A 14,841-nucleotide genomic window follows, 5' to 3' on the forward strand; every position below is an offset into this window, starting at 1 on the left:
TACTCACAGTCTTCTCCTAAGTTTCCGCAACGGCTGCGGCGCCATGTGGAGTTGCCTTCTCAGTTGAGTTGGTCACCCCAGCATTCCTCCCTTGGTGCACTTCAGACTTGCCGTGACCGGGTTTAATTAATTCAATTACTCGGCCTGCAGAAGCAATTGTTTCTCGCCGATGGGCGATGATTACTCGGGTACTCCCCATGCGCCTAATTGATTCATTTACACGGGACTCGCTCTGCATATCCAAGTGACTTGTTGCCTCATCGAGCACCAATAGCGAAGGCTTGCGATAGAGGGCTCTAGCCAGCAAAATGCGCTGCCTTTGACCACCGGATAAGCTTGAACCAACGTCGCCTACAAGGGTGTGATACTGCATGGGCATTTTAACGATATCGTCCGCTATATCAGCGAACGCAGCGGATTCTTCGATGCGAGCGATATCTACTCCACTGTCAAAAGAGGAGATATTATCGATCAACGAACCCGTTAGCAAACTATCGTCTTGAAGCACTGCTGCCATCGCCGCGTAGAGCTCACTGCGAGAACATCCTTCTATGTTTCGACCATCAATTAGAACTTCACCCGAGGTCGGGCGAAGCAGGCCAAGTATTAGCTTTGCAACTGTACTCTTGCCGCACCCTGAAGGACCAACTAGCGCAACTGATTCACCAGCGTCAATCTTGAATGAAACATCTCTGAGAATCCACGGATCAGTACTCGAGTACCTGAAGCTCACATTATAGAACTCTACCGCTTGTGGGCCCTTGGAGTTCGAAATTTCAAGCGACTGAGATTGATTTTCAGCCTCGGTTTCAACGATATCTCGCAATCGGTCAAAGTCGACCGCAAGAAGGCGAAGTTCGACCAGCTTTTCTAGTACTGCGCGTACCCGCGTCATCAGGATTGCTCTGTAGGCGAGATATGCCAGCAGCATTCCCACACTTAGCGCCCCTTGAATTGCCAAGTGGGCACCAAGCCAAACCACGGCAACCTGCTCAATGCTTAGGATTAAGTTTGTGCCAGCTACCGAGACGATCGACAATCGCTGCACTCTTACGTCGCCGTTTGTGGCGTCAACATATGCGTTGGACCACATTTCAATTCGCCTGCGCTCCAAACTCAGCAGCTTTACAACGATAGAAGTTCGGACAGTCTCAAGGAAAGTGCTTATTTCTCGTGCAGCCGCGACATTCTGAACCTCAGAGTGGCGACGCATCTTCGAGAGGACTGAGATGCGGAGTAGGACGCAAAGGGTCATCCCGGATAAGGAAATTGCGGCAAGGGGTGCGCTGTAATAGAACATTACCCCGATGAGAATCACCGATATCGCTGCATCGATGCCAGTTTCCATCCCGATGGAGCTAACAACGCGCTGCACATTGTCGATCGCGCGAAATCGAGATACCACATCACCCACATGCCGCTTCTGGAAGTACTCCGCGGGAAGGTGAACAAGGTGAGTGAATAGGCGCGTGGCCCATTGGTGATGCAGCCTGAATGACAAGTCAGACATAGCACTCGAACGTGCGAACGAAAGTGCAAACTGCAGAACGGCCAAGGACAGAAAAACCAATCCGAGTACCGTTACTAGGTCCTGATCCCCATTTGGAATGGATGAGTCAATAATGGTTTGTAAATACCCCGGCGCCAGAAGTGTGGCGATTTCTAGCACGGCCGAGAAGGCGAGCACAGTGGCTAGACTGGCTGCGAATCCGTCAAATACCCCAAGCCACCTCAAGAGGGATAATTTTGGTTCAACTTGAAGAGTTGACCTTTGGTCCGTCAATCCAGTCAACTCAAGGACCACCCCAGTAAAGCGCTGGCTCAGTTCTGCCGCCGTAACGTTGCGGCGCCCCAACTTTGGGTCGTGAATGGTGAATTTCTCACCCTGAACGCGGTCCAGCACCACAAAGTGGTTCAGGTCCCAATGCAGAATTGACGGCGTCCGAATTTCGCGGAGGTTCTGGGGTTCAGTTCGCAGAGCTCGGCATTGAAACCCCAATGCGCGGGCAATACTGGTAATACCGCCAAGATTCACGCCTCGAAGGCTGGGACTAAATTGCGACCTCAGTTGAGGTAGGGTGTAAGTGGCCCCCCAGAAGGCACTCACCATCGCGAGGCAAGCAAGTCCGCACTCTGTCGCTTCACCCTGCAAGATGACAGGCAGTTTTTTCATGGATGTGCCTGCGAATGGGTCGGGGGCTGATAGATCGAGGTCTGAGGCGGTTCGCTCGGCTTGAACTGCGTTGTGTCTCGTTGACCTTTGAGCAGCCGAGCAGCCGGATCAACAAACCACCGAAGTACGCTTTGGGTTTCGGTCGGGATCAGTACGTCGGCCTCCATGCCAGCTCGCAGCTCACTGAGGCGGACCTTTAAAGTACTTGCCGCGACATTGATTCGCGCCTTGATCAAGAACTGCCGGTGCGCCCGCTTCACTGAGACTTGGTCTGCGGGTTGGATTTCGTCGTCATTCGTGGAAGCCTGTGACCAAGAGACCACCTGCGCTGACAAGTAGCCGTAGCGCTGACTGGGGAACGCGCTCAGTGAAGCTCTCACGGTGGTGCCATTCTGAAAATAGGGAGCAGCCGAGGAATCAACCCAAAAGTTGATTTCAAGTCCGTCAGAAGCCTCGGCCAGAAGCATTGCAGGCCTGGGGGTCGCGTAGTCACCTTCATGGACGAAGACTGCGTAAACGATGGACCTCCGGTGCGCAACAACGGTCAGTCCTAGGTCTGCTTTAGCCTCGAGTAGGTCCTTGGTGACTTCCTCTATTTGGCGGTCAATTTCCGAAGTCCGCGCTCGAATCGTTCTGGAATTCGAGCGCAGGCTGAATTCCGCTTCACGCTGAGTTCGACGCAGCCGGACCCTGTCGCGCTCCAGTTCCACGGTCGCCCTTTCGGCGTCGAAGCGGTCAGTAATCTTTTGCTTAAGAGCTTCACTAGATATGAAGCCCTGATTGGCGAGCTCCTGGTGGCTCTTGTATTGTTCACCTGCGAATCTCGTCTTCGGGTCCTGAAGGCGCGCCAATTCGGCAACTTTGACCAGTTCCTCGTCGGCCGTTTGCTTCGATGTCCGAAGCTGTTCACCGATGTCCTGAAGCTCATCCGTCAGGACGGAGCGTTCGCTTCGAAGCAACGCAACGCGACGCTCTAGAGCAATGGCCTTCGATTCGTCGACACGAGTTCCGCGACCGTCGAATAGCGTTCGGCTTTTGGTCACGACAAATAGGCATTCGCCGGCTTCGACTATCTGTCCAACTCCCTTGCAAACTCGAGCGATGCGCGTGTCGAGTGGCGCATAGATTCGGTTTTGGCCATTAATGGGCAGAACAACGCCGGGCGCGCGAATCGTTCGGGTGTAGCTCGTGAATGCCGCGAGGCCTACCGCAGCGACAACCACCAGACAGACTACGAACCCGGAAAATCGCAACCAGCGCCACCCAGGAAGCAACGGACTTCCGATCCAGTCACCTTGCCGAGCGGCGGCAACTTCTGGACGAAATAACGGAACGCTCCCATTGAGCGGAGACGACAAGATCTGACCCCCCTGGCGCTATTTTTTTGCGCATCTTATTGCGTGACGATGCTCACGCTTGTATGGAGCATTATGGGAAGAATGCGCTGTCATCGCCCATCGGGTTAAACCCGGCAGCTCTTTTCAATCCGGCTGGTTTCGATGTTAGCCCAACTCGCCGCGAGAGGGAGGTGGGAGAGACGTTGCGGCAGAGCTATCTGCTGTTCGAACGACTCGTGCAGCGCCCCTACTGTGGAAGGGTCAGCGCAAATCTGCTCTTATGGCAAAGCAAGAATAGAAAGGTGGCAGCCTGTGATCAGGCAGCCCCCCCCCACCCCATCCCGCTCAACGCGACGATCACCAGGCTCAAGTTCTTCTTCGACATCACGCTGCTTCGCCCCGAGCTGATGCTCAAGATGCAGCACGTGCAGGTACGACACACGCTGCCCGTTGTACTCAGCCGCGAGGAGGTCTCCCTGCTGATCGCTGCGGCCTGGAACCTCAACCACCAGACGGCGCGGTCGCTGGCCTACGGCACCGGGCTGCGAGCCAGCGAAATGATCTCACTGAAGGTCGACCACATCGACAACCAGCGCATGACGCTGAGCGTGGAGCAAGGCAAGGGCCGCAAGGATCGCTACGCAATGCTGCCGCCGATGCTGCTGGAGCGAATGCGCGCGTGGTAGTGCGTGGCCCACGCCCTGGACAAGATCCTGCGTGGCGACTGGCTGTTCCCGGGCTTGTTTCCGACGGATCCGCTGAGCACTCGTCAGCTCAATCGCGCCATCCACGCCGCTGCCGCTGCGGCCAAAATCGACAAGCGCTTGTCCATACACACGCTGCGCCACTCATTTGCGACTCACCTGTCGGAGAAGCGGGTAGCCGTCCGCGTCATCCAGGTCTTGCTCGGTCTCGCCAGGCTGGAGACGACCAGCATCTATGCCCACGTCGCCACCGACTTGCTGCGCGAAGTGATCAACCCGCTGGAGAACCTGCCGCCGTCGCGAGGCCTACGTCGTAGGGTGGCCCGCACTTGGAGGTCGCCGAAATCTTCCGCACCCACGGTCCTGTCTGGCGAGCCGCCCGGCGTGGCCACCTGAGCCTGGGTCAGCTCAAGGTCATGTCAGCCATCGAGCAGTGCCGCAGCGCGGCACTGGGCGGACACATCTTGCGCGGCGAAGGCTGCGGCACCGATCAGGTGAGCTACAACTCCTGCCGCAATCGGCATTGCCCCAAGTGTCAGGACCACGCGGCCCAGCGCTGGCTCGACGCCCGGCAGGCTGATCTGCTGCCCGTCGAGTACTACCACGTCGTCTTCACGTTGCCTGCACCCATCGCCGAGCTGGCTTACCAGAACAAGGCCACAAGCTACGGCCTGCTGTTCGACATGGCTGCCGAGGTGCTGCTGACCATTGCTGGCAATACGAAGCACCTAGGCGCGCATCGGTGCCACGCTGGCGTTGCACACCTGGGGCTCAGCGCTAACGCACCACCCACATGTGCACGGCATCGTGCCGGGCGGCGGGCTCAAGCCTGACGGCAAGAGCTGGGTGGCCTACCGACCGGGGTACTTCCTCCCCGTGCGAGTGCTCTCGCGGCTGTTCCGACGGCGCTTCCTCGACCGGCTTGAGCAACTGCATCGTGCGGCGCAACTGGAGTTCTTCGGCGAGCAAGCATCGCTGCAGGACGCCAAGGCCTTTGCCGACTGGCTGGCGCCGATGCGTCAGCAGGAGTGAGCGGTTAACGCCAAGCGGCCGTTTGCCGGGCCGCATGCCGTGCAGGCCTATCTGTCGCGCTACACGCGCCGGGTGGCCATACCCAACACCCGCCTAGTCGCCGCGGATGCTAGCGCCGCGACCTTCCGTTGGAAGGACTACCGTGCCAAGGGCGATGCCAAGGGAAAGGTGCGCTACAAGACTATTGGCTCCAACAAATAAAGTCCGTCGGGATTGATGCACGTAAGTGCTTGATTTACGTACTGGGGTGCGGAACTGGAAAGTCCGTCGGAACTGCTCCAATCTACAACCTTCGGCGAGCCTCTCCAAACAAAGTCCGTCGGAGCCAGCCTGGCCCTGATTCAAACGACGACAAGGCCGTGCAGACGCGTGGGCGAAGGTCCCACATGCGATCACTCGAAGGGCGCCTTGGCAGCGATTCCCGACGGTAGCGACGGGCCGGTGTGCTCACGCTGATAGACAAAAATGGCCCATCGGGCGCAGGCGCTGGTCCGAGCGGCGACTTGCGCTCCTTTACCTGAAGAAGGTTGCGGTGATTACTACCAAAGAAGCCCAATTCGCTCCAGTCGCTGTCGCGGCCAATTCTTGTCCTCAGTAACTTCGGCGCTCGTGAAGGGCTGCGAAGCGTCCCGAGTTCATGGAGGCCTGTTGGTTTAAGTCCGACGGTCGCGGCCTGACAAGCGCGTTGGCGATGGCAATTGGCTTCGAACTCGGCAGGCGAGACCTGTCCCAGCGATCCCGTCAGCCGATTAATGCTGAACCAAGCTACCCATTCGAGAGCCGCCAGCACAACGAATTGCTTGGTCTTCCAGCGCCCGCGCCGACGGATCGTCTCGGCCAGAGCGTTGTCATAGCTGTCGGCCTTGGAGCGAACGGAGGGCTAGATGCCTGCTTCTGCCACACGCTAGCTGCTGCGAATCAAAGGCAGCACACCCCTCTGTCGAAGGTGCGCGCCAGGCCGTCGTATTCAGTTGGCTTACGGTCGCATCAGTGCCCAGATTCACGAACAACTTAGCAGGGTGGAATCAGGAAATACGAGCCACTTTATGTGAGCGAGCTTGGGGGAATTTCGCCCATACACATTCACTTCTCCATAAATAGAAGAATGACAGGGAAAGTCCCAAAAAATAGAAATGCAAAAAGCCTCAAGGGGAAGTCAATCCGCTCGACTCGATGAAGAAAGCCATCGCTCGCCTCACGAGTGGCCATGAGGTGCCCGAGATACCAAAGAGAGAAATTTAGCGCGAGCACTTGAATAGCCAGGCAGACGCCACCCGCACCCATGAGCCACACCTTCCACAAGGCAAGATTTTTCGTGGAGGCAGCAAACCTAGTAAAGAGCTGCCCAAACAGCAACCCAAAGGACAAACCACCAATGGCATTAGTATTTATAAGAACATAATATGCGCTGCGGGCAATAAGTCTAGATCTAGGGAACAGCAAAGCAAAGCCTACGAGCACAAGACCAAGCGTTCCCACAACGTTCCAGAGATGTGGCCCGATTCCCTCTGAAATTGCTGATTCAAGATACGCTGCCGGTAGGTAATCCCGAAACCGAGACACAAGCCACACGAACAGGAATGACGGCACGGCCCACCAAAAAACTATCAGCGCGCCTTCCTTTGCAACCTGAGATGACCACAGGGCCGCTCTATCAAAAGGTTGGAACTGCGTACTCAGATATTGCCTGAGTCTGTTCATAGCTTGAACATTCATTCAACCAAATTCACCCAATACCCCCTGTCACATCGAATGCACGAGGAGTGGCAAAATAAAATTTATCATCAACAACCAAAGTTTTGGTAACTTGCGACCAGAAATGACAAATATTCCACTCGCAGCGACCTACTTCTTTCCGAAGATATACCCAACCAGAGTCCCAAACAAAACCCCCAAAGAAGTGTCAAATTTTCCGAGATAGCTCAGCACCGACGACGCACTCACCACGATAAAGATGATCAAGGCCTGCAGCCATTTTTCGAATGCAGCATGATTTGTTGTCTTATCCAACGTCGATTTCTTGATGTCCTCGACAACAGAAAGAAGGCGCCCCGCAATTTCGTGGCCTTGCGGCGATTGCAAATAATCGAGCAATGGCTGCAACTCAGATCTGGTTACGGGCTCTTGCGTGGTCAATGGAGCTACAACAGGTTCATTCATTCGATTGCCTTTCAACCTTTTCTAAGGATCGGCCAACTCAATTGCTTGCCGTTAACTGCACCAGCTGGGGGAGGCGATGGGTAATCCGCAGCAGCGCATGGCGCATCACCCGGCACGGATTGGTAATGTCGACTTGCACGTCGGATACGAGGAGCACCCCCAGAAGGGAGAGCCTCCGTTGCGCGACACCCGGTCAACCATCTTGATGCCGCAGTTCACGCAGGTTGGGCGCCAGTACTCCCCCTCCAACGCAACTTCGAGCAGTTCGGATTGCTGCTCGGGCGTGCGGGAAGCTATGAGCTGAAGCAACTTTTCTGCGCAGAGCAGGTTCACTCCATTCTCAGCAGCGAAGGCTTCAGCATCTGCGGTGAATGAGGAGGTGGTCGCAAACTGGCCGCGCTTCACCTTGTGAGCAGCCATCACTCCCCGCAGTTCTCGAATCTTGTCAACGCCCACTTTCCGGCCTTGCCAGTGCTTGCACTGCACCAAGCTAACGAGAACGCCAGGCTGATGGCGCGAGTACAACCAGATGTCGATGCCGCCATCAGCGCCGTGCGACTGCGAATGCGTTTCAAAGCCTGCCTGCTTGAACAAGGCCTCGACCAGCGCCTCAAAGCGGCGCCACTCGATCACATCAAGAACCGTCTTACGCCACGCGTCAGGGCGAACCGACGCCTCAAATGACGTGGCGACGAGATCAGCCTGCGCCGTCACTGGTACAGATGCCCGAGCAGTGCTCAATGCAGGGCTCGACTCGCTGGAACGCATGTCCTGCTTCAGGCCGACTCCTTTTGCGCTTTCGCCTGTTGCGGGCCGTCCAGCCTGGGAGGCCCTTTTGGCTATCACCAGAAGAGCGCCGCCTCCAATTAGCAAAACCACGCCCAAAAGTCTGAGCATGCCAAATGCAGCCTCGAGCGGCGATTTACTCAAGAAGAACGGCAGCAATGCAAGCAACACCCCTACCCCCAGGATCTTGAACGCCACATCTTCCAGCTTGCGCGCTGCCCGGGTCTTTTCACTTGATCTTCCTGCCACCAATCGGTCTCCCTTTTTCGCAGAATCATAGTCCGTCGAACCTCGAAGTTTCGAAGCTTTCCGGGAGGTCGATATCGGCCTCAGACATGGACGTTTCATCGGCAATCAACGCCGACCATCCAACCCTCCTGGCAGAACCTAGCCTCCCAGGTTGAATGCATTTGTGCATACTCAACCATTGCGAGATTTCAAGTCTTATCCATGTCGATGGCACAGACCAAAACATCTGGCATCCAAATGCTGGCAGCCAGCCTATCCTGCACTCAAGTTTTTCTACTGTTCTTGGTCTGCAAGGGTGCGGCCAGCCGCTGAATTTCAGGGCCAAATCACCGCCTATGCCTAGCTTTGCGAGCACGCGGCGAGCCTGGTCGCTAGCCAACCGGCAGCAATCTGGCGGATGTGGACCGAAACCGGACCATATCCGCACCATATCCGCACCATATCCGTACCAAAACCGGACCGTAAGCGAACCGTATCCGGACCATATCCGGACCGCTCAGTGCACGACTGGCATCCCAGGCCCGACAACCAGTCGGCCTGAACGGGCTCAGGCGGCCCGGCATCGGGCGTGGCGGGTGTCAGCGGTGCCGGTCTGGCCGAAGGCCTGTCCGGCACGGGGGCGCGTTCATGCATCGCATGAAGGCATTGAAGCTCCCGCCCGCTGGCACGGGAACGGGCCGCCTCTCCCCTGCCCTGCTGCTGCACCAGCAGCATCATTTCAGCGGGGAGCCAACTCCAAACGATCAGATTGCTCTCTGACGTCCAAGCCATGCAGCGCCCCCACCGCACGCGCAAACCTTGCACTATCGCCTGTCCAGAATAGGCCACTGACTCGCAGCGCCTTGAGCCTGGCGGCTTCGACCATCACGATGGGCTTCGAGCTATAGCGGTTCATCTCGGCCACGGCCTCATTGAGGGTGACATCGTCAAACGAGGCCTCTCCACGTGTCCAGGCCACAGCTCGGTCCAGGCCTGGCCCTTCAACTCGCACCTTGGAGCACCCTGAAGCGGCCATTGCGCCATCAACGCGCACACGCTCCCCAGCGGTCATCACGACCAGACCAGCACCCTCCGCTGCGGCCACCAGGCCTGCCTGAGGCCGCAAGACAACCTGCCCCTCGATCAAGGTCACTTCGAGCGACGTGCTGACCTCTTGACTGCTTGGCTGCAAGCGCACGAGAAAAGCGGTTCCAGTCGCTTTGACCTCGGTCTCGCCCGCAGTCACCAAGAAGGGGCGGCTGGTGTCCTTGGCCACTTCAAACAGCGCCTCCCCGGACTCGACGTCAACGACCCGCTTGGACGAACTCAAACTAGCACGGACTTTTGTGGCGGTGTTCAAAGACATGCGACTGCCATCCGCCAGCATCACCACCCGGTGCTCCCCCACTCCCGTGGCGTACACCTCTCCGGTTTGCCATGGCTGCAGCGCCAAGACCAGCACGGAGGCCAGCACCAGGAACAGTGCCGCCAAGGCCCACTGCATAGGCCTGGCGACTCTCACGCGCTGCTCTGGAGACCTTTTTGCACTGCCCCAGGCGTTGGCGTAGGCACTGAGACTGAGATTCGCAACCGCCAGCCATGTCTCCGTACATCGTTCAAAGGCAAGCTGATGCGCGGATGACTGGGCCTGCCACGCCAAGCACTCGCGCTCCATGGCCTGCGTCCGGCTGGGGCCATGCAATCGGGCAACCCACACAGCGGCTTCAGCAGCGATGTCAGGCGTCACCAAAGGCGGTGAATGTCCTCTCGCATCCTCAGACAGCCCAAGACGTTCACTGTCCACCCGCCCTGCCCTACCGGGCTCCCCATCAAACTCAGCGACCACTACCAACCTTCCATCCAGCTTGTCAGCTGCAGGGTGGCCTTGGCGACATGCTTCTCCACCGTGCTGATGCTCAAACCATGATGCTGGGCGATCTCTTGATAGGTCAAACCATCGACCCGATGGGATAGAAAAATGTCCCGGGTCTTGTCGGTCAGGCGCCCTAACCCGAGACTCAGACGCGCCATGCGCTCCCGAGCCAGCACGATCGCCTCAGTGCCTGGAGCGGTGTCCAGCAGGACCACATCCTCCACCATCAGCTGTTCACCGTGACAGACGCTAGACCGGTGAGCATCAATGGACAGATTGAGAGCCGTTCGCATCATGAAAGCCTCAGGCTTGGCAACCACCTGCTCTCCTTCATAGCAAGCCAGGCGGACCCAAGCCTCCTGCACAAGGTCGTCCGCGTCGTGCACAGAACGACCTCGGCGCAACAACGCGGCGCGAATGTGCTCTAGGGTTTGAGGTAGCTTCATCACCCTCCCTGTCAGATCAATTGCGTACCCAATCAAGATAGACGATTTTCGTCTATTTTTCTTTTTACAGGAAGGTGCCGGCAAATCCCGATGCCGGTCAATGCAAAAGAACCTACACACGCAAGAACAGCTCCTGCTACGCGAGCTACTTATCGAGATGCGCACCGAAGCAGGCCTCACGCAAGTTTCTCTCGCGGAGAAACTGAACTGGGAGCAGACGCATGTCAGTCGCGTTGAACGAGGCGTTAGGCGATTGGATGTGCTCGAGCTTCGGCTTTGGGTTTCAGCCCTGGGAACGTCTCTGCCGCAGTTCGTCAAAGCGCTTGAACAGCGCTTGGAGTCCCACACCCAGCCACAGTTACGACGGTAGGAACGGCCCTGCGGTTCAACTCAACTTGGCAAGATGCTTCACAACGGCCGCGCGTGCCGAAGCAATGCAGAAGTCTTATTGACCGCCATTGCCGTCAAACCGGGAATCGGTACCTGACGGCGAACGGCTGCATCCGTTGCACTGCTACCGTTGGCGGCGCAAAGAGAAATCCGGGCCGCTGATTGCAGTCGGTCAGACTTGGCAATCGTGGGGCAGCAATGTGCTGAGGCCGTGTGAAAACTCGCTTGGCTTGCTTTTTCCGGGGTCATTCAACCCTTAGTTCGTTGCCGATCGACGATCCTAGGCCGATCTGAGCGGCCGACTTTTTGACTCTGAACTTGCAGATCGAGTTTTCACACAGCCTCTGCTCAAAGCCGACGCCCAAGTTCATGGCTGGATGTCGGCACCGAAACGGTCGCTGCCTGCCGTGGCAAAAAGCACTAACCGGCTGGAGGCGGCCAGTAGCAGGCGTAGACGAAGGGCAGCTATACGGCTGGCCATTGCTGCGGCGGTCTATCTGCCGATTCAAGGCTCGATGAATCCATCGGACTGCGCAGGCCTGCGCCGCCAATCTTGAGCACATGTGTGTAGATCATGGTTGTGGCGACGTCGGAATGGCCCAGCAACTCCTGAACGGTGCGGATGTCATAGCCCGCTTGCAGCAGGTGGGTCGCAAATGCATGACGCAGGGTGTGTGGCGTCGCCGGCTTGGGGATGCCCGCGGCAGCAGTCGCCCGTTTGAACACACGCTGGAAGGTTTGGTCGTACAGATGATGCCGTCTGACCAAGCCGCTCTGCGGATCAGTGGAGTGATCGGCCTGAGGAAAAACCCAGAACCACACCCATGAGGCACCGGCCCTCGGATACTTGCGCTCCAGCGCATCCGGCATGAAGACGCCACCCCGTCCGGCCTCTTGATTTTGCATCCATATCGAACGAGCCGCATTGAGTTGCCACCGCAAGCCCTGGGCCAGGCTCTGCGGCAACATGACCACCCGATCCTTGCCGCCTTTGCCCTCACGAACGATGACCACCCCGTGGTCAAAGTCCAGATCCTTCACCCGAAGCTGCCGCGCCTCAGTGATCCGCATGCCAGTGCCATAGAGCAACTGGGCCAGCAGGCGATGGGTCCCCTCCAAATGATCCAGCACAGCCAATACTTCGGCTTGGCTCAAGACCACCGGCAGGCGTCGCTTCACCTGAGGGCGCCCTATGTCCGTCATCCATGGCAAAGAAAGGCCCAACACCTTGCCGTAGAAAAACAGCAGTGCCGACAAGGCTTGGCGGTGCGTTGAAACCGCCACTTCCCGTTCGTTCGAGAGCCAACTCAGATAAGCCTCGACCTCCGGACCTCCCATCTCAGCCGGGTGCCGAATGCCGTGGAAGCGTATGAAGGCTCGACACCAGTGCACATAAGCCTCCTCGGTGCGGCGGCTGTATTGCAAGTAGCGGATCCGCTCACGGACCTGGTCGAGAAGCTTGACCGACTGTGCTGGTCTAATTTCCCCGGACACCTCGATAGGTGGAATCCACCTGGACGGGAACCATGAGTAAGAGAGAACGAAGGACATTCACTGCCGAGTTCAAGCTGCAAGTCGTGCAGATGATTCGCGAGCAGGGCTTGAGCGTGGGCGATGTCTGTCGCGACATGAAGCTCGGCGAGACGGCCGTGCGGTGATGGTTGACGCAGGCCGATGAAGAGGCTGCAGGCCGCCCCGGCATCGGCAAACCGCTGACCGCCGAGCAGCAACGCATCCGCCAGCTTGAGGCCGAGAACAAGCAATTGCGCGGCGACGTCGATATCCTAAAAAAAGCATCGGCCTTCTTTGCCCGCGAGCTTCGATGAGCTATCAGTTCGTCGAGCAGTTGCACAAAAAGGCCGTCACCGTCGAGCGGCTCTGCCGCGTGCTGGGCGTCAGCCGCTCGGGCTACTACGGTGCCCGTCAGCGCACCAAGCGCGCGCCCAAGGCCTGTTCGGTCAGCACGCAATTGAAGGCCGAGTTCGCATCCAGCGGCCGCGTCTATGGCAGCCGTCGCCTTGCTGCGGTGCTGCGAGCTCAGGGGCTGCACATCGGGCGCCAGCGAGTGCGTCGTTTGATGCGCGAGAACAGGTTGCGAGCCTTGTGGCGGCGCAAGTTCATCCACACCACCGACAGCGGGCATGCGCTGCCGGTCTCAGACAACCTGCTGGCGCGGCGCTTCAACCCGAGCGGTCTCAACCAGGCCTGGGTGAGCGACATCACCTACATCCGCACGCGCAGCGGCTGGCTGTACCTGGCGGTAGTGCTGGACCTGTACGCACGCAAGGTTGTCGGCTGGGCGATGGCGCCGACCATGCGCGCCGAACTGGTGTGTGCGGCGCTGCAACTGGCCATCGCGCAGCGCCAACCCGCGCCAGGGCTGATTGTTCATTCCGACAGGGGTAGCCAGTACGCAAGCACCCTTCATCAGGCGCTGCTGGCCCGTCACGGGCTGGTCGGCAGCATGAGTCGCAAAGGCAACTGCTGGGATAACGCGGTGATGGAACGCTTCTTCCTGAGCCTCAAGACGGAGCGCGTTTGGCAGCGCGACTATGCCAACCACGCCGAGGCCATGACGGACATCGCCGACTACATCGTTGGCTTCTACAACAGCGTGCGGCTGCACTCCAAATTGGGCAACTTGCCACGCAATGCCTTCGAGCGGAAGTCGGCAATCAAACAACCTATCGCTGCGTCCGAAAAAACTTGACCAGCACAGACTGCAGCGGAGGCAGTTGAGACGGGGGCGGGCGAAGAAGGCCGCGGGCAACTGACCGAGCTCCCCCTGCAAGAGTGATTGACGGACTGAGCATGCATGCCTCCAATCAACGGCACGCAGTCCGTCGTCGGGCTAACCACAAGGATCTGGCCCGTTAGGAATGGCAAACTGAAGGTAGCGCTGTTGCCGGACTTCATGGTACTGTATAAATATACATATATGCGACGCAGACCCAGACTTTGTGCGCCTTGCCGACGGGTTGGGGGCGCGGTATTCGGGAGACAGCTGACCCTGATGAACGGACACACCTGTCTCCCTACAACACGTTAGGCACCGCAAATAACATGAGTACTCCCGCCACCTTCTCTCAACGCTTCGCTGCGTCACTGATCGACTTCGCTGTGTTCCTTCCAGTGCTCGCTGCCCAAGCGCTCGTCTTCAAGCACTCGAAGGCGGTGGCGACAGCACTAGTCATCCCCCTGTCCTTTTGCTTTCTTGCCTACGTGATCTACTGCCATGGCCGCTACGGGCAGACTATCGGTAAGCGCGTGATGAGAATCCGCGTCTTGCAACTCTCGGGAGAGAGGCTGGCCTGGAGCAACGCCTGGGCTCGAAGCTCAGTGGACATCGGTCTCACTACCCTTTCCACACTGTCATTCTTCATCGCCCTTCTTCACGTACCTGACTCGCTGTACTACGCTGCCTCGTACATTGAACAAATCAATAACTTGCAGGCATATGAGCCTTCCTGGGCGTCCTGGTCGGCCACCGCGACTCAGGTTTGGGCATTGGGAGAATTGGTGACAATGCTTTTCAACAAGCATCGTCGTGCTCTTCACGATTTCATTGGTGGAACCGTCGTTGTGTCGGAACGAACCACCTTCTCGCCGTCGGCGCTTAGCGATGCCTAACCTGGCTACAAGGACTTCCCACCGTTTCAAGCTCCAATAGCAAGACCTGACCCTTCGGGGTCTTTTTCATTTCTAGACCTGT

The 14,841-nt window shown here is 57.8% G+C and carries 10 protein-coding genes and 5 pseudogenes; 5 read left to right on the top strand and 10 right to left on the bottom strand.

Going from position 1 to position 14,841, the window contains the following annotated elements; genetic code table 11:
- Positions 1-16: 16 nt before the first annotated feature.
- Positions 17-2,173, bottom strand: a complete 2,157-nt coding sequence (locus tag LNV28_RS16250) for a peptidase domain-containing ABC transporter (RefSeq protein ID WP_263569000.1) — start codon at positions 2,171-2,173, stop codon at positions 17-19.
- Entirely contained in the window at positions 2,170-3,216 is a 1,047-nt protein-coding gene (locus LNV28_RS16255) for an HlyD family secretion protein (RefSeq protein WP_263569001.1), read from the bottom strand. The genes LNV28_RS16250 and LNV28_RS16255 overlap by 4 nt, the downstream gene beginning before the upstream one ends.
- 377 nt (positions 3,217-3,593) lie before the next feature.
- On the opposite strand from LNV28_RS16255, the pseudogene LNV28_RS16260 reads away from it, so the two are divergent.
- Both LNV28_RS16260 and LNV28_RS16265 read left to right on the top strand, forming a co-directional pair.
- Positions 3,594-4,610: pseudogene (locus LNV28_RS16260) on the top strand (tyrosine-type recombinase/integrase).
- Positions 4,544-5,432, top strand: a pseudogene (locus LNV28_RS16265) (IS91 family transposase); the annotation flags it as partial. The pseudogenes LNV28_RS16260 and LNV28_RS16265, both read left to right, overlap by 67 nt.
- Positions 5,433-5,916: 484 nt before the next feature.
- Here LNV28_RS16265 and LNV28_RS16270 read toward each other — a convergent pair.
- From LNV28_RS16270 to LNV28_RS16300, 7 genes and pseudogenes are all read right to left on the bottom strand, one after another.
- A pseudogene (locus LNV28_RS16270) lies at positions 5,917-6,150 on the bottom strand (IS3 family transposase); the annotation flags it as partial.
- A 179-nt stretch (positions 6,151-6,329) separates the two neighbouring features.
- On the bottom strand, positions 6,330-6,962 hold the full coding sequence (locus tag LNV28_RS16275) for a hypothetical protein (protein WP_263569002.1): 633 nt from the start codon (positions 6,960-6,962) through the stop codon (positions 6,330-6,332).
- Between the two features lie 129 nt (positions 6,963-7,091).
- Positions 7,092-7,406, bottom strand: a complete 315-nt coding sequence (locus LNV28_RS16280) for a hypothetical protein (protein WP_263569003.1) — start codon at positions 7,404-7,406, stop codon at positions 7,092-7,094.
- 105 nt (positions 7,407-7,511) lie between these two features.
- Entirely contained in the window at positions 7,512-8,441 is a 930-nt protein-coding gene (locus LNV28_RS16285) for a restriction endonuclease (protein ID WP_263569004.1), read from the bottom strand.
- A gap of 718 nt (positions 8,442-9,159) precedes the next feature.
- Positions 9,160-9,912 carry a FecR family protein gene (locus LNV28_RS16290; RefSeq protein ID WP_263569010.1) on the bottom strand — a complete coding sequence of 251 codons (753 nt, stop codon included), beginning with the start codon at positions 9,910-9,912 and terminating at the stop codon, positions 9,160-9,162.
- A gap of 129 nt (positions 9,913-10,041) precedes the next feature.
- Positions 10,042-10,266 (bottom strand): annotated as a pseudogene (locus LNV28_RS25095) (FecR/PupR family sigma factor regulator); the annotation flags it as partial.
- The gene (locus tag LNV28_RS16300; protein ID WP_263569005.1) at positions 10,266-10,739 is read right to left on the bottom strand and encodes an RNA polymerase sigma factor; all 474 of its coding nucleotides are present in this window, start codon (positions 10,737-10,739) and stop codon (positions 10,266-10,268) included. The gene LNV28_RS16300 and the pseudogene LNV28_RS25095, both read right to left, overlap by 1 nt.
- Before the next feature lie 100 nt (positions 10,740-10,839).
- Here LNV28_RS16300 and LNV28_RS16305 point away from each other — a divergent pair, with 100 nt between their 5' ends.
- Entirely contained in the window at positions 10,840-11,109 is a 270-nt protein-coding gene (locus tag LNV28_RS16305) for a helix-turn-helix domain-containing protein (RefSeq protein ID WP_263569006.1), read from the top strand.
- 485 nt (positions 11,110-11,594) lie between these two features.
- Here LNV28_RS16305 and LNV28_RS16310 read toward each other — a convergent pair whose 3' ends face one another.
- A complete protein-coding gene (locus LNV28_RS16310; protein ID WP_411969986.1) occupies positions 11,595-12,680 on the bottom strand; it encodes an integron integrase in 1,086 nt (361 codons plus the stop codon).
- Here LNV28_RS16310 and LNV28_RS16315 point away from each other — a divergent pair.
- Together LNV28_RS16315 and LNV28_RS16320 are read left to right on the top strand one after the other, a co-directional pair.
- Positions 12,656-13,839, top strand: a pseudogene (locus tag LNV28_RS16315) (IS3 family transposase). The gene LNV28_RS16310 and the pseudogene LNV28_RS16315 sit on opposite strands and share 25 nt — an antisense overlap.
- Before the next feature lie 353 nt (positions 13,840-14,192).
- Positions 14,193-14,759 (top strand): RDD family protein, encoded by a 567-nt coding sequence (locus LNV28_RS16320; protein WP_263569007.1) that lies wholly within the window; start codon positions 14,193-14,195, stop codon positions 14,757-14,759.
- The last annotated feature ends 82 nt before the right edge of the window (positions 14,760-14,841 follow it).

Origin of the sequence: Paucibacter sp. DJ2R-2, assembly GCF_025717675.1 — a bacterium.
Classification (GTDB): Bacteria; Pseudomonadota; Gammaproteobacteria; order Burkholderiales; family Burkholderiaceae_C; genus Paucibacter_A.